Here is a 17,811-nt window from a genome sequence, read left to right on the forward strand (position 1 = left end):
ATCAGGTATGAATGTTATTAACTATCCATTTTCTTAAATTTAAGGAAATATTATTTTTGATTTTGAGATTGAACTTCCGATGCAGTTGTCGAGGGGGAAACAGCGATGGCAAGAATTTTAATAGTGGATGATGCAAAATTTATGAGAATCACATTATCCAATATACTAAAAAAAGCTAATCATGAAATTGTTGGTGAAGGAGAAACTGGGAAGGACGCAGTTCAACTGTATGAAGAATTAATGCCAGACTTAGTTACAATGGATATTACAATGCCGGAAATGAGTGGGCTTGAGGCAGTAAAAGAAATTAAAAAAAAATATCCTAGTGCAAAAGTAATAATGTGTTCAGCAATGGGACAACAAAAAATGGTTGTTGAAGCGATTGAATCAGGTGCTAAGGACTTTATTGTAAAGCCGTTTGATGATGGGCGCGTAATGGAAGCGGTAAATAGAGTATTAAGTTAATTTACATAAGCTGACTCGGCGATTCCAAAGCAGGTGTATACCTACTTTAGGGAATCTCTTGAGCCAGCTTTTATTTTTCACTTTCCTCCTATCACTATCATAAGATATAATGAGAAATGAAAATAAAAGGGTAAGGGATGTAAGATTATGGACATGGTTATAATAACATCAGTTGGGGCCGTATGCATGGCTGTATTTGTCATGTTCCTCCGTATGAAGGCTTCCAAAAAGCCGGCTTCTGCAAAAAAAATCATTTTACCGCCGATTTTCATGAGTACTGGCGCTCTAATGTTTATATTTCCTTATTTCAGAGTTACTCCACTTGAAATATTAGAGGCTGCAACAGTAGGAATGCTTTTCTCCATTTTGTTGATTAAAACATCTAAATTTGAAATAAGGGATAATCAAATCTTTTTAAAGCGTTCGAGGGCATTTATTTTTATATTAATTGGATTGCTTATTCTTAGAATTGCTGGAAAGCTTATGTTAAGCTCGTCCATTGATGTAGGTCAATTAAGTGGTATGTTTTGGATTCTCGCCTTTGGGATGATTGTTCCATGGCGTTTAGCGATGTATTATGATTTTCGTAAGTTACAGCAGCAGCTAATTGGATTAAAACTATGAGGAAATTTATTGCCACTGAAATCCTTCAGTGGCTTATTCATTTCTAAAAATCTTTGAAATAAAAAACCATTCCTTAAAATTGGAATGGTTAAAAAAGATGTTCATAAGGAGCCATATTAATTTGTTTCTCAGTTAATCTCTTTCTTAAAAACTTATGATCTCGCTTTGGAGTTGCTAAAATATATCCGCGAATGACTAAATCTTTATTTATTGATGGAGCATTTTCTTTTAATGCTAGTTCTCCAATTTTACCTGCAATTTTATGACGTGCGACATCTCGAAATAATTCCGGAACAGGACTCACTAATTCTTCTAACATAACTTTTTCCTCTTGTTTCCAAAGGTTTCTCGTTTCATTTACATAGTGTTCTTCCCAATCCATATCGGATTTTCCATCTTCCTTGGGCATCTTTTTCAAAAATTTTCGGAACATAAAGAATCCGCCAATTGCAAAAGAGGAAATTAATATGACTACCCAAAATAGAATAAACCACAAAAACCAGCCTTCAAGCATCATTTTTTATTCACCTACACATAAATTTTCCTATTTTGATTATAAACGGTTAGTTATACGAAGACAAGGTAGTCGATTTCACATAAAGTTCAGAACTTCCTCTTGTTCAAGTTACATGAAAATAATATAATTAACATGTTCGTTAATGGGGCTGATTGGGGTACTGGTGTCCTCCGTAGTCTTCAAAACTATCTGTGACCTGCGTGCCAGGTTAGCTGGGTTCGATTCCCAGGCAGTCCCGCCATAATTATTGCTATTATGGCTTCCTTCTGATGGTTGAGTCTAAGCTATCTCTTCTCTACTACTTTCTTAACCTCTATAATCTTCACAAATCTCTTGATAGAAATTATACTCCATACAATTACTGCCTGAAATAATCTACAGAAATAAAATTGTTCATCAGCTCTCCCTCTGTAACCGTTATCCTATGTAAAAAATCTTGAGTGCGTAATACAAATTCTTTTACACCTATAAACTCTGATTCAGCAATAACGTAAAATCTCGTTCCCTTTTTCATACCTTTAAAATCATTTTTCAGCTCATATTTCTTCATTGACTAACCTCTATTGAATTATTCTGCTTTATATCATTTGATATTAATTTTTTTCACCATATAATTTATAGAAATTCATTAAGAAATCGAAAAATATTAGGGAGCATTACCTGTCTCTATCATAACATCAATAGTTATTAAATATATAAATAGTAAATGTTTGTATGCAAAAAATTTTTTCTTAATATATCCTAAAAAATAGCATGGAAAGTTAATTGAAGGAAGTAATTATTAGAGAGGGATTAAGCTCCCTCTGCAGAATTTAATAATATTAAGATTCTAAATGAGGTGGAATTACATGGGCATAAGAAACTCAGCAAAAGCAGTTATCCTTCAAGATGAAAAGTTATTAGCAATAAAGAAGCAGGATCGTGATGGATATTACTATATTTTACCTGGTGGTGGTCAAGAGCACGGTGAAAATTTACATGAAGCATTAAAGAGAGAATGTATAGAAGAAATTAATGCCGATGTAGAGGTTGGTGACTTAATATTCATTCGGGAATATATCGGTAAAAATCATGAACATTTTGAATTTGATTCACATTTACATCAAACAGAGTATATGTTTTTATGTAAGATAAAAGCGGGTAATAAAAAAATAGGTAACGGAACAAACCCTGATGATGGACAACTTGGAGTTGAGTGGTTACCTCTATCTGAGTTGTTTGAATATAGAATTTACCCACAAACAATGAGAGGATATTTACAGGATTATTTTGCAGGAAAAGAGACACCTACATATTTAGGAGATATTAATTGAAAATATTGATAAATTATTGAATTATGATTATATGATTTGGTTTTTAAAGGAATGAAGGAGAGCTACAACTTATCCTCATTCTATTTTTATATTTAGACCTAATAGGATGTTATCTGTTGTTCTAATTTCTATAAAATGTAATAATTTATGAAAATACTAAAAATAAAGGAGGAGAGACGTTTGAACGAAAAAGACTTCGATGCTTCTTATGAATATGCATGTTTATTAGATGAACAAGATGAATTACGTTCCTTTCGAAGTGAATTTTATATGAAAGAGGGCACGATTTATCTAGATGGTAATTCACTAGGCCTACTTTCCAAAAGGGCAGAAAAGGCGTTATTAGAAATGCTAGATTCATGGAAGCAATATGGAATTGATGGGTGGACGGAAGGTAAGTATCCATGGTTTACTTTATCCGAACATTTGGGACGTTTAGTTGCACCATTAATTCATGCATCAGCTGATGAAGTAATCATAACAGGATCTACGACAACAAATCTTCATCAAATGGTATCAACATTTTATGAGCCAGTCGGAAAAAAGTCGAAAATTCTTGCTGACGAGTTAACCTTTCCATCAGATATCTATTCATTACAAAGCCAGCTACTACTTAGAGGCTTTAATCCTGATACACACTTAATAAGAGTAAAAAGTCGAGATGGTCGGTTATTAGAAGAAGAGGATATCATTGCGGCAATGTCAGATGAGATAGCGTTAATTGTTCTGCCAAGTGTATTATATCGCAGCGGACAGGTTCTTGATATGAAACGATTAACAGAGGAAGCTCATAAACGAGACATTATTATAGGGTTTGATCTTTGTCATTCAATTGGAGCGATACCTCACTATTTTAATGAATGGGATGTTGATTTTGCAGTGTGGTGTCATTATAAATATTTAAACAGCGGTCCAGGAGGTGTTGGAGGCCTATATGTGAATGAGAGGCATTTTGGAAAGAAACCTGGGCTAGCTGGTTGGTTTGGTTCTAAAAAGGAGAAACAATTTGATATGGAGCATATATTTTTACATGCAGCCAATGCTGGGGCATACCAAATTGGTACACCTCATGTATTAAGTATAGCTCCGTTAATCGGTTCGATTGGAATGTTTGAAGAAGCAGGTATAGAGAAAATACGAGATAAATCATTACACATGACCGGATACATGATGAATCTTATTTCATTTAAGTTAAAAGATTATGGCTTTTCTTTTGGAAATCCAGCTGAAGAGAGAAGGCGAGGGGGACATATATACCTTGAACATTCGGAAGCAGCTCGGATTTGTAAAGCATTAAAAATGAATGGTGTGATTCCAGATTTCCGTGCCCCAAATGGAATTCGTTTAGCTCCAGTTGCTCTATATAATTCATTTGATGATGTGTGGAAATCCGTGGATATTTTGAAAGACATAATGGCTAATGAACAATATAAGCAATTTGAAAACAAGCGTGGAGTAATTGCATAATCTGAAATAGAATTCCATTTATTAGCCGCAGGGTGGAAATGCTCCTGTTAATACGATTTAAGGGTGCATCCAATCGGAGCAACTGGTCTTGCTTAGATTTACAAATATAAGTTCTATCATTTGTGAAGGATAAAAGGCACTGTCAATTCAGCAATGCCTTAAAATGTTTTTTACAATATTAAGAACAGTTAAACCTTAGGCTCTTCACCTAAGTTTTAACTGTTTTCTCCAACAGCTTCCAACAGTAAATCTACAATATGAACAGCTCTCATGTTTCCTGTAAGTCCCTCACGCTCGATCCCAAGCTTCATTTGCAAAAGGCAGCCGGGATTGGCTGTAACGATCGTTTTTGCGTTTGCTTCCTTCACATTCACCATTTTAGTATCTAATATTTTCATAGACATTTCTGATTCGACTATATTATAGATGCCAGCAGAGCCACAGCAGCTATCGGCGTTTTTCATTTCAATATAAGCTGAACCTTGTATAGCTTTTAGAAGCATTCGAGGCTCGGTTGCTGTCTTCATGACGTTTCGCAAATGACATGAATCCTGATACGTAATGATTTGTGAAGGGAGGGTAAGCTCCTTTTGGTGAAAATCTAATTCTACTAATATAGAAGAAATGTCTTTCAGTTTCTTTGAAAATGCTTTAGCTCGATCTGACCAATTTGAATCATCTTTTAGCAAGTGGTCATAATCGATAAGAAAGGCGCCGCAGCCACCAGCGTTTGTAATAATATAATCTATATCTGCTTCTTCAAATGCAGTTATATTCTTTTTAGCAAGCTCTCTAGCGTCATTTTTCTCACCGCTATGAGCATGTAGTGCTCCGCAGCAGGTTTGTGTTTTTGGAATGACAATTTCACAGCCTGCAATCTGCAGGAGCTTCATTGTTGCGTCATTTGTTTTCATGAACATTGAATCCATTAAACATCCAGAAAAAAAAGCGACTTTTTTCTTTTTTACACCAAGTGGTTCGAGATGGTCTGGACGCTGTTTCATTTCTTTTCTATTTGGGACCTTAGGAAGGATTTTCTCCATTGTTGCAAGGCTCTCTGGAAATAGCTTTAGCATGCCGCTTTTCTGTACCATTTTCTGTATGCCTGATTGCTGGTAAATGCTTAATAGACTTGTCAATGTACGTATTCGGCTCTGAAATGGAAATAAACCTTTAAAAACCGTATTTCGAACCAGATTTGCCGAAAAAGAATGCTTTTTGTTTTGGTTAATAATATCTCGGGCTTCTTCGAGCATATGGCCATAATTGACACCAGAAGGACATACCGGTTCGCATGCCCGGCATCCGAGACACATATTTAGCGAGCGTTCAAAGTCCTCATCCGGTTCGATTAATCCATCAACGACAGCCTTCATTAAAGCAATACGTCCACGAGGAGAATGAGATTCCTGAAACCCTGATTCAATATAAGTGGGACAGGTTGGCAAACAAAATCCGCACCGCATACAGTTTAGGAGTTTATTTTCATCCATGCGCTTTTTAAATTCCGCTTGAATTAACTGCTTTTCCTCTAATGTACTCATTTTGAGACCACCACACGCTTTCGAGTCTCTTTCGCGAATATTTTACCAGGATTCATAATATTGTTTGGATCAAGGCTTGATTTAATAGCTTGCATGGCAGCAATCCCCGCTTGGCCAAGCTTCATTTCTAGATAGGGAGCTTTCATAACTCCAACTCCATGCTCGCCTGTAATCGTACCACCTAACTCAATCGATTTTGCAAAAATTTCTTCAAATGCTTTCTCAACTCGTTCAATTTCATCTTTATTTCTCGTATCGGTTAAACAAGTTGGATGCAGATTTCCATCACCTGCATGACCAAAAGTACAGATCCATAGCTTATATTTTTCTGCAATTTCATTGATTGCTTTGACCATACTGGCAATTTCAGAACGAGGGACAGTTGCGTCTTCTAGAATAGTCGTAGGACGTAAGCGAGCTAGTGCAGAGAGTGCAGCTCGACGTGCGGTTCGAAGTGCTTCTGCTTCTTCTTCCGTTTTCGCAGCTTCTACAGATACAGCATTTTCAGATTTGCATATTTCGATAATTCTTTCGATATCCTTTGCAACTATTTCAGCTGGTCCGTCTTGTTCGATAAGAAGAATAGCTTTTGCATCGGTTGGCAGACCTATTTGTGCAAAAGCTTCAACAGCTTCTAGAGTTGGTTGGTCAAGAAATTCAAGTGTTGTTGGGATAATTTTACTAGCAATAATTTTTGAAACGGATTTTGCTGCAGCTTCAAGATCAGTATAATGTGCTAAAATCGTTTTCTTTGTTTCAGGCTTAGGGATCAGCTTAAGTGTTGCTTCTGTAATGATTCCCAATGTTCCCTCTGAGCCGACAAATAAACGTGTTAAATCATACCCAGCAACATCTTTTGCGAGTTTACCTCCAGTGCGTATTATCTCGCCGTTTGCTAAAACTATCTCTAAAGCCAAAACATAATCTCTAGTCACGCCGTATTTTAAGCCACGAAGTCCCCCTGAATTTTCATTAATATTGCCGCCAATCGTCGAGATTTTCATTGAGCTGGGATCTGGTGGATAAAATAAACCTTTCTCTTCCACAGCTCTCGTTATATCAAGAGTGATTACACCTGGCTGTACAGTAACAGTAAGGTTTTCTTCATCAATTTCAAGAATCTTATTTAGATGCTTAAAAAGAAGTACAATTCCACCTTCAGTAGGGCATGTTCCTGCGCATAGGTTTGTACCTGAACCCCTTGGAACGATAGGGATTTTATATTCATTACAAAGTGTAAGTACATTTGAAATCTCCTCCGTATTTCGGGGCAATGACTGCATCTGGCATTGCTTGAAATTGGGGAGTTGCATCATAAGAGTATACGAGTAGACCCACCTTTGTATCATCGAAATTTACAGGACCGACAATTTCAATTAATTTTTGACGAGCATCAATTGAGATCATGTTTAAGGCCTCCTTTTAAACTATTATTTATAAGAATATGAAAATAAAGGAGCCTTGACTATGGTGAAACATACAAAGATGCATCATATTAAATGGTATTTTTTGTTTATTCCTCTAATAGAAGCAAGGAGAGATGGAGTGTTACTAAGCTTTGGAAATCCTTTGGATTAAGATTCGTCAGCTCTTCAATTCTTTTTATCCGGTAATGTAGGGTATTTATATGTATGTGAAGCAAGTCAGCTGTATTTTTTATCGATTGATTTTCTTGTATATATGCATATAAAGTTTCAATTAAATCTTTTTCTGAAGTAAGTTTTCCGAGGGTTCGTTGTACAAACTCTCTTTTTGTTTTTTCACTTACTTCTTGTAATAACATTTCTATTTTTAAATCTTCTTCAAATATGATCGATTTCGTTTTTTGGGCTACAGATAACGCTCTATCAGCTTAATTAAATGATTCACTTACATTGTTTGGCTTTACTGCTTTCCCGACACCGAAATAGAGATTGACTGAGAAATTTGTTTCCATTTGAGTTTTTAAATGCTTTAGATAATCTAATAAGGCATGTTTCTTCTGAGCAGTAAGTAAAAATAAAAACCGATTATTTCCCCATCTTATAAAAATATTATTTTTATCTGCGTAATGTCTTTGTTTCAGCTGGTTCCATAGTTCTCTTTCGGTCATTGTAGGGAGGTTATCAAAGCTTCCTAATATTAATTGGCGATCAACATTTAGGTTTATTCCAAGTATAGATGCTCGATCATAAAACTCAGAAGTCCAATTCTTGTCCTGTAACCAATCAAAGACAAATGCTTCAAGTGCTCTTGATGTCCATTCCATTTGTTCGGCATAATAGCTTTCTTGGACGAAAAGCTCTGTCATTTTTTTTAATAGTTCCCCATATTGTGAGACTTTCTCTGGATCCCCAGTTATTCCGATAACACATACAACCTTTTGTTGAAAAAAGACGGGTAAATTTATGCCAGCTTTTACCCCTTTTAATGTAATCTCCATTTCTTTTGTAATAATTACATTTTTTCTTTCCTTTATGGATAAAAGTGCACCTTCATGAAAGTTTCCAAGCCTTGAGTTGTCAGTGCTTGAGATGATAATGCCAGATGTATCAACAATGATGATATCCTCATCTAAAAGTTTTCGTACTTCGATGACAATTTTTTTTGCTAATGAAGGTAAAAGCATTTCTGCACCTCTAAATAAATGAATTATATCTATTTTAGCATTAACAATTACCGAAATAATGACATTGTAAGAATTAATTAAATATTTTTATAAAATAATGAATAAGCGGATGAGGCTGTCCAAGCTAAATGGAAACATTTTAATAATATAGTATAGAAGATCTCCTCCCTTAGGTTAGTGTGAACTACATTTGCCGTTCATCATTTGGTGAACGGTCTTTTTAATAAGAAGAAAAATAGGTAATTATCCCCAACTGCATTGGAATTATGGTAATATATAAAAATGACCGTATTACTGCATGAAAAGGGGAAGTAAAATGAGATTTACCGTAAGAAAAAAGCTTTTATTTGGATTTGTATCCGTTCTTTTATTATTTGCCTTGTATAGTGTGATATCTAATTATGAACTAAATAAGATCAATAATGAGTACTCCGACCTAATAGAAGATAAGGTAAAGAATCTTCTTCTTTTGAAAAATTTAAAAGAAGACATAATGGCCGAGTCAAATGGGATCAGAGGATATTTACTCTTTGGGGAATCCATATATTTGTCTGATTATGATATGGCGAGTAAAAGATTGAATCAGCAATTGGATGAAATGGTTAAAACTTCAAAAAATAATCAGAATCATGATTTAATAAATAGGCTTCATGACTTACATAAGGAATTCGAGAATAATGCTAATAATGCCATCAAGTTCAAAATAGAAGAAAATGAAGCTGAATATATGAAAATTGTGCATACCTCAGCTAAGGAAATAGGGCAAGAATTCGATCGAGTAGCTAATGAACTTATTACTTACAATGAGGAACAATTAATTGCAAACAGTAAAAATACATCTAAAAATGTAGAAGAAGCAAAATTATTCGTACTCATATTTAATATAATTGCTTTTATAGCGGCATTTACAATTGCATATTTCATTAGCCAAATGATAACAAACCCCATCATAGCAGCCGCTAATGCGATTGATCGGGTGGCTAAGGGTGAACTAAATATAGGGAAAATAAAATTAAAAAATAAGGATGAAATTGGATCTTTAATTCAATCCCTTAATAAAATGCTCTATGATTTGCGAAAAGTAGTTGGGCAAGTAAGAGAGACTTCTGTACTTGTCTCTTCTAGCAGTGAGGAATTAGCTGCAAGTGCTGGTCAGAGCTCACTTGCTTCAGAGCAAGTTGCCCAAATTTCTCAACAAAATGCTACAGATATTGAACAACAGCTTTTAAGCTTTCGTTCAGTATCAACATCAATAGGTGAAATGGCTGCAAGTATAAAAGAAATTACATCAAACAGTGATGAAATGAGAGAAGTAACAGAGCACGCGAATGGTCTTACAAATAATGGGCTCCAATCGGTTGAAAATGTAGTTAAGCAAATTAACGAAGTAAACCGAACTGTTGGTAATGCTACTGCTTCCATTCAAGGATTAGAGATTAGATCCAATGAAATTAGTAATATTATTGGCATTATTACAAGTATCGCTGAACAAACCAATCTTTTGGCTTTAAATTCAGCAATTGAAGCTGCAAGAGCAGGTGAGCATGGGAAAGGCTTTGCAGTCGTTGCAGATGAAGTCCGGAAACTTGCTGAGGAATCAAAAAATTCCGCGGATCAAATTAAGCAAATGCTTGAAATGATTCAATTAGAGACTTCTCAGGCAGTGAACGTAATGGAAGAAGGAAATAAACAAGTTAATGAAGGACTTAAAGAAACAGAGGTAGCGAATTTTGCCTTTTCGCAAATTGCTCAAGAAATGGAGAATGTAACGAATAAAGTTGAGATTGTATCTTCAGCATTAGGTAAGCTATTAACTATCAGTGATCAAATAATTTCTGAAATTACAAATGTTAGAGTGATAGCTAAAAAAAGTGTGGCTGCTACACAGAAAGCTTCTGCAGCAACTGAAGAACAACTAGCTACCATGGAGGAGGTTTCAACTTCTGCGACCTCTCTAGCAAACCTTGCGGAAGAATTGCAATCTGTTGTGTCCCATTTTAAAATTTAGATTTTTCATTAGAAGCACTAGCCGAATCGGTTAGTGCTTTATATTTTTCATTTTTATTTTTTTCTAGACGAGCCAAGCAATGCTTGTTTCACCATTTGGTGTCCTAAAACTGCAACCCCAGCAGCAGTAATCCCATTTATGAGTCCCTCATAGGAAAAACCAAATGTTAAACTTCCAACTGTAATAGAGACAAAGAGAAGTACCCAAATAATCATCCAATTTGGAAATGCTGGAGTTTGTTTCATGGCAAAACCTAAAACCCATAGAGCTGGAACAAGCATTAGATAATTTTGATTTAAATACTCTAATAAATTCATATATTTCACCCCCAATTCTTTTTAGTACTAATATTTAATGTATGTAAGCTTCATTTTGCTTGTTTTGTTCCCTAGTACAAAGAGAAAAAATTTATGAATAGGTATTTCCTTTTTTTCTAGTACAGATAAATTTTGAAATACCAAAATCCCTATGTCCTTTTTTCATTCTTATCAATATATAAGAATTGAAGGGAGGTGGGTAATATGGGTAGCTGTAACTAGATTAATAATTCGAGTTCGGAAGTTTAGTAGGCGAATTTTTGATGGTGATAAAGCTTTTGGAGTGTTACGGCAATAATAAAATAATATAGAGAGGAGTGCAGATGATGGAAGAACTTCTACCATTCATAAGCGAGGTCGGCTTTCCTATCGTTGTTACGCTATTTCTGCTTCATCGAATAGAAGCTAAACTAGATTTAGTGGTGAATTCAATACAGGTCCTGCCTGATCGACTAAAGGAATGATGCCAAATTCAACAAAATCGCATTATATTGACTTTCAATTCCAATAATGCTAAATTTAAATCAGCCGTTCTGCATCGTATTATATTTTTGCAAGCTGTTTTTTTCCAAAGCATCATATAGTTTGGATGTGTAATGATGAGTGAAAGCTATAATCGTTGTAAATGGTGAATTAACACATGGCTTCCTTAAGGCCAATAGGAGGATTTTTTTCATGAAAAATGGTAAAGTTAAATGGTTTAACGCTGAAAAAGGTTTCGGATTCATCGAAGGTGAAGACGGAAACGATGTATTCGTACATTACTCTGCTATCCAAACTGAAGGCTTCAAATCATTAGAAGAAGGTCAAGAAGTATCTTTCGAAGTTGTTGAAGGAGCTCGTGGACCTCAAGCTGCTAACGTAAATAAACTATAATAGAATGATAACAATAATCGACAGTCTGGTCTCTTGACCAGGCTGTTTTTTATTGGTTACTAGACTCCTATTTAGATTTTTTGTCAAAATTCCAATATAATAAGCGATTCGAGAACGAACGTTCCGCTATTTAGTATCTTTGTTTGATATAATAATAGTATTGTATTAAATGAGTAGAAACGAGGGTGAATATTATGAAATTTATCCATACAGCAGATTGGCATTTGGGTAAGCTTGTGCATGGAATATATATGACAGAGGATCAGCGTTATTTTCTAGATCAATTTGTTCAATTAGTAGAGGAAGAAAAGCCCGATGCTGTGGTGATTGCTGGGGATTTATATGATCGTTCTGTTCCCCCGACAGATGCTGTTGAATTATTGAATGAAATATTGTTCAAGATCAATGTTGAACTAAAGACGCCAATTGTTGCGATTGGCGGCAATCATGATAGTGCTGAAAGGCTCTCTTTTGGGAGCTCTTGGTATAGGAAAAGTCAGTTTTATCTTTCCGGAAAGCTTGAAATAGATATTCATCCTGTACAAATAAATGGTGTAAATTTTTACCTAGTACCTTATGCGGAACCAAGCATGGTTCGTCAACTGTTTGGCGACGATACAATCCATACACATCAGGATGCCATGAAAAGTGTAATAGGAAAAATTGAAGATTCATTGAATCCAAATGAGCCTAACGTATTTGTTGGTCATGCTTTTGTTCTTGGTGGAAAAACGAGTGAATCTGAACGAACTTTATCAGTTGGTGGCTCTGGTTGTGTAGGTACAGAGTTGTTTGAACCATTTTCCTATACAGCCCTAGGACATTTACATAGCCCAGATGCGATTAAACATGAAAAAGTGCGGTATTCTGGATCGTTACTTAAATATTCCTTTTCAGAAGCAAAGCAAGAAAAATCAGTTTCAATAATTGAAATTGATGAAAAAGGTCAACTTGATATTCGTTCTCGCTCACTCACTCCCAAAAAAAATATGCGTGAAATTGAGGGATATCTTGATGAAGTTTTGGATCCAGGTTTTTATGAAAAACAAAACTTGGATGATTATTTAAAAATTATCTTGCATGATGAAGGAGCTTTAATTGATCCAATCAATAAGCTGAGACAAATTTACCCAAATATTCTTCATCTTGAACGAAAAATAGAAAATATCGACAAAAAGAAGAAGCAATTTTTTACTTCTGTTAAAGAAGAGAAAAAATCTGAGATCGAATTGTTTAAACAATTTTATCAAGAAATGACAACTTCTGAATTCACAGATGAAAAAATAGCGGTTATGACAGATGTAATTAAGAATGTTCTGAAGGAGGAAGCGATGAAATGAGACCGTTAAAGTTAACGATGCAGGCATTCGGTCCATATGCAAGTACAGAGCTGATTGATTTTACAAAACTTAGTAATAGGACGATGTTCGTTATATCAGGAAAAACGGGCTCAGGAAAAACGACTATTTTTGATGGAATTAGTTATGCTATTTATGGAAAAGCAAGCGGAGAAGATCGAAATGGACCTGATTTAAGAAGTCAATTTGCTAAGAATGATTTATTGACAGAGGTTTCTCTTGAATTTGCTTTAAGAAATAAAACATATTTTATTACTAGATCCCCACAGCAAGAAAAGAAAAAAGACCGTGGCGATGGGTATACAACGATAAGTGCAAAAGCGGAATTATATATTTATGATAAGAACGGTGACAAACAGCTCCTTGCTGCAAATATTCGTGATGTTGATGAAAAAATTAAAGAAATTATGATTATAGATAGCAATCAATTTAGGCAAATCCTAATGATTCCTCAAGGGGAATTTAGAAAGCTATTAACTTCGGAAAGTAAAGAAAAGGAAGTAATATTACAGCGATTATTCCATACGCAAATATATAAGAGGATTGAAGAAAAGCTAAAGGAAAATGCTGTGGAATTAAAAAGAACGGTTGATACCCAAATAGAAAACCGAAATCAGTCTATGCAGCAAATTCAAGCTCATTATAATGAAGAATTACAAGCATATTTAGGTGCAGGCAGTATTAATGACCAAATTATTATGCCACTCTTAAAATCTGAAATTAATTTGATGGAAGGAGAACTTGCACAGCTTTCAAATAGATTAAAAGAGAAACAAGAAAATAGAGACAGTCTCCAGCAGAAATTATACGAAGCCGAAGCAATTGTAAAACAGCTAATGGCAAAGGAAGATTTGGTTTTGAAAAAGGCTAAGCTTGAAGAAGAGAAGGAGAACTTTTCTCAAGTTGAAAGACTTATTATTCTTGCTCAAAAAGCGGCAGTTCTAGCTCAACAGGAAGAACTCTGTCATCACTTGAAAAAGGAATTAGACATATCGAATCACGAGCTATCTGCATTACAAACACGGAAATCTATCCTTAGTGTCCAATTACATGAGCAGGAAGTTAGGCTGGAGGAAGAAAAAGTTCGGGAAAATGAAAGAGAGCTTCTTGCTGATGAAATTCGTATGCTTGAAAATATGAGAGAGGACATTCAATCCTTTTCAATAATTAACAACGAAGCACATATAATAGAGAAAAGACTTGAAACACTAAAAAATGAGAAAGAGAAGATAGCTGATTTCTTGACCAAATCGGGACAAGCATTGATTATACTCTTGGAAGAAAAACAACAATTAGAGAAAGATAAGCTGTTGTTTCTAGAAAATGCCAGTAAATTAGAAAAAATAGAAGATGAAATAGTAAGATTTGATAAATTTGAAGAGTTAAAGACAAGATACGAAAAGGAATTAAATCATTTTGAGCAAAGAAAAGGATATCTTGAGAACATTCTTTTACGTTTAGAAGATGGAAAGAAGATGATCGATCATTTAGAACAAAAATGGCTGCATGGGCAAGCCGGAATACTTGCAAGCAAGCTACTAGAAGGGGATTCTTGTCCGGTTTGCGGCTCTTTGCACCATCCGAATCCAGCTGTTTTAACAGAAACTATTCCAAATGATAAAGACTTAAAGTCCGCAAAAAGGCAGGTAGAAGAGGTAGAAAAGGAAAAAGCAAAGGCTGAATCAGATTTCTACGAGTCTCAATCGAATGTTCGCTCAGTAAAGGATGCATTAAATTCACTTTTGGCGGATATTCAGAAACATCGAGTTGACCTTATTCAAGAAAATTTTTTAGTCAATAAAAGTTTAATTGTAACTGAACGGAATGATCTTGCTAAGGTTCAAAGTTCACTTTCAAAAAGAATTGAAAGAATGCCTTCATGTTTAAAGGAATTGGAATATATGGAGAAAAATAAAGAGAATTATTCTATAAATCTTCAAAAACTGATTGATCAAATGAATGAAGCTACTATTTTATACACCGAAAAGAAAACAAATTTAACAAGAATGACTGAAAAAATTCCTGTTGAGCTTCGTTCGATGGATGTTTTTGAAGATCGCTTGTTTAATGCGATGAATAAGCATGACAATCTTATTAAAAGATTTGAATCAGCAAATCAAAGCTTTCAAGATACAAAGGGTAAATTTCTTGCTGAAACAGCTAAATACGAAATAATAGAAAAGCAGGCTGCAAAAAAGAAAGAAGATCTAGCTAATGAAAGAGAAGCCTTCGTTCAAAGGATGAAGAATCAAGGATTTGAATCATATAGTGAGTTTAATGGAGCCAAAAAATCAGAAAATGAAATAAAAATGCTTGAGAATTCATTAAGAAATTATCGTGAAGAGGTCCGATCTGTAAATGATAGATATGAAGAGCTTTCTAAGCTGTTGAAAGATGTGGAGAAGCCAGATTTAGAAAAACTAAATGATGCATATAGAGAGATTGAAAAGCATATCAGTCAGTTACAGGAAGAATATACAAATCTATTTATTAAGAAAAGACAAAATGAAGATATAGTTGAAAAAATTACTATTATTAATGGACAAATTAAAGACTTAGAAGAGAAATACAAAATTATTGGACATCTTTACGAAATAACTAAAGGTCAAAATACGTATCGTATTACTTTTGAGCGATTTGTCTTAGCAGCATTTTTAGATGATATTTTACGCGAAGCGAATGGTAGATTGAGTAAAATGACTAGTGGGAGATATGAATTATTACGGAAAACAAATCGATCAAAAGGAAATGTTCAAAGCGGGTTAGAATTACTTGTGTTTGATCAGTATACAGGTCAGGAAAGGCATGTAAAAACACTTTCAGGAGGGGAAAGCTTTAAAGCAGCACTTGCTCTTGCATTAGGTTTAGCGGATGTTGTTCAACAATTTGCAGGAGGTGTTTCTTTGGAAACGATGTTTATTGATGAAGGGTTTGGAACTTTGGATCCGGAATCATTAGATCAAGCAATTGAAGCGTTAATGGAAATACAAAACAGCGGAAGGCTTGTTGGAATTATTTCGCATGTACCTGAGCTAAAGGAAAGAATTGATGCACGTCTTGAAGTGTATGCTAGTCAAACAGGAAGCCAGACAGAGTTTCAATTTAGCTAATAGGTATGTTCAACTAAATTAACGAAGAAATTATTATGAAGTTTTCGATTAATTCTCAGTCAAGAATGTGAAACGAGCGCAACAAAGGCATTTGTCGATAGAAATTGACGACAAATGCCAAGTATTTTTTATAATTTTTAAAGATTAAGGATGATAAGTATGAATAAGAGAGTTGCACTATCTTGGAGTGGCGGTAAAGATAGCTGCTTGGCACTTGATGTTTTAAAGGGAAAAGGCGTTGATGTGGTTTGTTTAATTACAACTGTACCAAGAGAACTTGGAAGAACCTTCGGGCATGGAGAAAAGATGTCCTTAGTGAAGCTTCAGGGTAAAGCATTAAATGTTCCAGTTGAATTTATTCCATGCACATTTGAAAATTATACCTCAAGTTTTGAGGCCGTACTAAAAAAGGTTAAAGAAGATTACTGTCTTGATGGCATTGCATTTGGTGATTTGTATTTAGATGGCCATAGAGAATGGGGAGAAAAGGTGGCTGAAGCTGCTAATCTTGAAGCAGTTTATCCATTATGGGGAAAAAAAGAAGAAGCTCTTCACGCACTTCAAACCTTTATTGACTCAGGCTATCAAGCTACAGTTATACGTATACGAGAAGATGTCTTGGATGAAACTTGGCTCGGTAAAAATCTTGATTTGTCATTTTTAGAAGATATCCAAAAGACAGAAATATGTCCAATGGGTGAATCTGGTGAATACCATACATTTGTATTTGATGGCCCATTGTTTAACAAAAAAATAGTTCTAACACAACCAGAAATCATTTCATTTGAGACGACAAAAAAATTAGAGTTTCATCAATATGAGCTTCAGGAAAAAGAAATGATAGACGGATAAAAATCATTCTTAAAGAGAGGTTTTATTCAATGCACAATCTTTTTGGCCATGAATACGATCCTTTCCCATTTTCACCATATTCTTTTTCCCATTTTTTTATGATTACTATGTTAATCATAGGTTCAGTCTTAATCTATTATTTTAGAGAATTCTTGAGAAAACACGACAAAACTGCAAGAATAATTATGTTTGTAAGTTTATTTCTTTTTGAGACGTTGTATCATATTTGGCTGTATAAAGATGGCTATTGGGATATTTCCTTTACATTACCTCTTCAGCTTTGTTCATTAAGCCTTATTTTATGTCTAATATTGTTATATACACAATGTAAAATAATATTTCAGATTGTGTTTTTCATAGGAATATCAGGAGCATTTATGGCGATTCTGACCCCTGAACTTTTTCTAGGGTTTCCGCATTTTCGATATTTTCAATTTTTTATTACGCATATACTGATTATTTGGACCTGTTTATATTTTTTGTTTATCCATCAATTAGCACCAACAAGAAGAGGTATGTTGTCTTCGTTCTTATTTCTAAATTTGAGTGCGGTGTGTGCCTATATTGCAAATAAGATAACAAATGGAAATTATATGTTTCTTGCCTCTAAACCGACGAATGGTTCTTTACTGGATTATTTTGGTCCATTTCCTTTATATATATTAGCATTGGAAGTATCGGCTTTGATTTTGTTCTTTCTTCTGTTTTTGATTTGCGATAAAGTAATAATGAAAGTGATACAGAAGTAGGTG

At 34.6% G+C, this 17,811-nt stretch carries 15 protein-coding genes, 1 tRNA gene and 2 pseudogenes; 12 read left to right on the forward strand and 6 right to left on the reverse strand.

All coding sequences use genetic code 11. The features are described 5' to 3' along the window. Positions 1-105 precede the first annotated feature (105 nt). Both KHA94_RS03820 and KHA94_RS03825 read left to right on the forward strand, forming a co-directional pair. Positions 106-465 carry a response regulator gene (locus KHA94_RS03820; protein ID WP_213100799.1) on the forward strand — a complete coding sequence of 120 codons (360 nt, stop codon included), beginning with the start codon at positions 106-108 and terminating at the stop codon, positions 463-465. A 147-nt stretch (positions 466-612) separates the two neighbouring features. Then, on the forward strand, positions 613-1,089 hold the full coding sequence (locus KHA94_RS03825; RefSeq protein WP_213100800.1) for a CcdC family protein: 477 nt from the start codon (positions 613-615) through the stop codon (positions 1,087-1,089). 88 nt (positions 1,090-1,177) lie between these two features. On the opposite strand, the gene KHA94_RS03830 is transcribed toward KHA94_RS03825, so the two are convergent. Next, the gene (locus KHA94_RS03830; RefSeq protein WP_213101282.1) at positions 1,178-1,603 is read right to left on the reverse strand and encodes a DUF2621 domain-containing protein; all 426 of its coding nucleotides are present in this window, start codon (positions 1,601-1,603) and stop codon (positions 1,178-1,180) included. 147 nt (positions 1,604-1,750) lie between these two features. Between KHA94_RS03830 and KHA94_RS03835 the strand changes: the two genes are divergently transcribed. Beyond that, a tRNA-Sec gene (locus KHA94_RS03835) sits at positions 1,751-1,847 on the forward strand. Between the two features lie 117 nt (positions 1,848-1,964). On the opposite strand, the gene KHA94_RS03840 is transcribed toward KHA94_RS03835, so the two are convergent. Further along, positions 1,965-2,156 (reverse strand): hypothetical protein, encoded by a 192-nt coding sequence (locus KHA94_RS03840; protein ID WP_213100801.1) that lies wholly within the window; start codon positions 2,154-2,156, stop codon positions 1,965-1,967. Between the two features lie 298 nt (positions 2,157-2,454). Between KHA94_RS03840 and KHA94_RS03845 the strand changes: the two genes are divergently transcribed. Both KHA94_RS03845 and kynU read left to right on the forward strand, forming a co-directional pair. Next, positions 2,455-2,919, forward strand: a complete 465-nt coding sequence (locus KHA94_RS03845; RefSeq protein ID WP_213100802.1) for an NUDIX domain-containing protein — start codon at positions 2,455-2,457, stop codon at positions 2,917-2,919. 147 nt (positions 2,920-3,066) lie between these two features. Further along, positions 3,067-4,386, forward strand: coding sequence for a kynureninase (gene kynU, locus KHA94_RS03850; protein ID WP_420828132.1), 1,320 nt, complete (start codon positions 3,067-3,069; stop codon positions 4,384-4,386). 215 nt (positions 4,387-4,601) lie between these two features. On the opposite strand, the gene KHA94_RS03855 is transcribed toward kynU, so the two are convergent. From KHA94_RS03855 to KHA94_RS03865, 3 genes and pseudogenes are all read right to left on the reverse strand, one after another. Beyond that, positions 4,602-5,930 (reverse strand): (Fe-S)-binding protein, encoded by a 1,329-nt coding sequence (locus tag KHA94_RS03855; protein WP_213100804.1) that lies wholly within the window; start codon positions 5,928-5,930, stop codon positions 4,602-4,604. Next, positions 5,927-7,337: pseudogene (gene glcD, locus KHA94_RS03860) on the reverse strand (glycolate oxidase subunit GlcD). The gene KHA94_RS03855 and the pseudogene glcD overlap by 4 nt, the downstream one beginning before the upstream one ends. A 106-nt stretch (positions 7,338-7,443) precedes the next feature. Continuing rightward, a pseudogene (locus KHA94_RS03865) lies at positions 7,444-8,538 on the reverse strand (CdaR family transcriptional regulator). A gap of 316 nt (positions 8,539-8,854) precedes the next feature. On the opposite strand from KHA94_RS03865, the gene KHA94_RS03870 reads away from it, so the two are divergent. Next, entirely contained in the window at positions 8,855-10,546 is a 1,692-nt protein-coding gene (locus KHA94_RS03870) for a methyl-accepting chemotaxis protein (RefSeq protein WP_213100805.1), read from the forward strand. A 53-nt stretch (positions 10,547-10,599) separates the two neighbouring features. Here KHA94_RS03870 and KHA94_RS03875 read toward each other — a convergent pair whose 3' ends face one another. Then, a complete protein-coding gene (locus tag KHA94_RS03875; protein WP_213100806.1) occupies positions 10,600-10,863 on the reverse strand; it encodes a phage holin family protein in 264 nt (87 codons plus the stop codon). A 323-nt stretch (positions 10,864-11,186) separates the two neighbouring features. Between KHA94_RS03875 and KHA94_RS03880 the strand changes: the two genes are divergently transcribed. The 6 genes from KHA94_RS03880 (at position 11,187) to KHA94_RS03905 (ending at position 17,808) form a co-directional block, all read left to right on the forward strand. Beyond that, positions 11,187-11,327 carry a YvrJ family protein gene (locus tag KHA94_RS03880; RefSeq protein WP_420828133.1) on the forward strand — a complete coding sequence of 47 codons (141 nt, stop codon included), beginning with the start codon at positions 11,187-11,189 and terminating at the stop codon, positions 11,325-11,327. A gap of 211 nt (positions 11,328-11,538) precedes the next feature. Then, entirely contained in the window at positions 11,539-11,739 is a 201-nt protein-coding gene (locus tag KHA94_RS03885) for a cold-shock protein (protein ID WP_213100807.1), read from the forward strand. 194 nt (positions 11,740-11,933) lie between these two features. After that, on the forward strand, positions 11,934-13,079 hold the full coding sequence (locus KHA94_RS03890; RefSeq protein ID WP_213100808.1) for an exonuclease SbcCD subunit D: 1,146 nt from the start codon (positions 11,934-11,936) through the stop codon (positions 13,077-13,079). Further along, positions 13,076-16,207: an AAA family ATPase gene (locus KHA94_RS03895; protein WP_213100809.1), complete on the forward strand. Its 3,132-nt coding sequence runs from the start codon at positions 13,076-13,078 to the stop codon at positions 16,205-16,207. The genes KHA94_RS03890 and KHA94_RS03895 overlap by 4 nt, the downstream gene beginning before the upstream one ends. A 159-nt stretch (positions 16,208-16,366) precedes the next feature. Beyond that, positions 16,367-17,059 carry a Dph6-related ATP pyrophosphatase gene (locus KHA94_RS03900; RefSeq protein WP_213100810.1) on the forward strand — a complete coding sequence of 231 codons (693 nt, stop codon included), beginning with the start codon at positions 16,367-16,369 and terminating at the stop codon, positions 17,057-17,059. A 29-nt stretch (positions 17,060-17,088) separates the two neighbouring features. Beyond that, positions 17,089-17,808: a YwaF family protein gene (locus KHA94_RS03905; protein WP_213100811.1), complete on the forward strand. Its 720-nt coding sequence runs from the start codon at positions 17,089-17,091 to the stop codon at positions 17,806-17,808. The last annotated feature ends 3 nt before the right edge of the window (positions 17,809-17,811 follow it).

Origin of the sequence: Cytobacillus citreus, assembly GCF_018343665.1 — a bacterium.
Taxonomy (GTDB): domain Bacteria; phylum Bacillota; class Bacilli; order Bacillales; family Cytobacillaceae; genus Cytobacillus; species Cytobacillus citreus.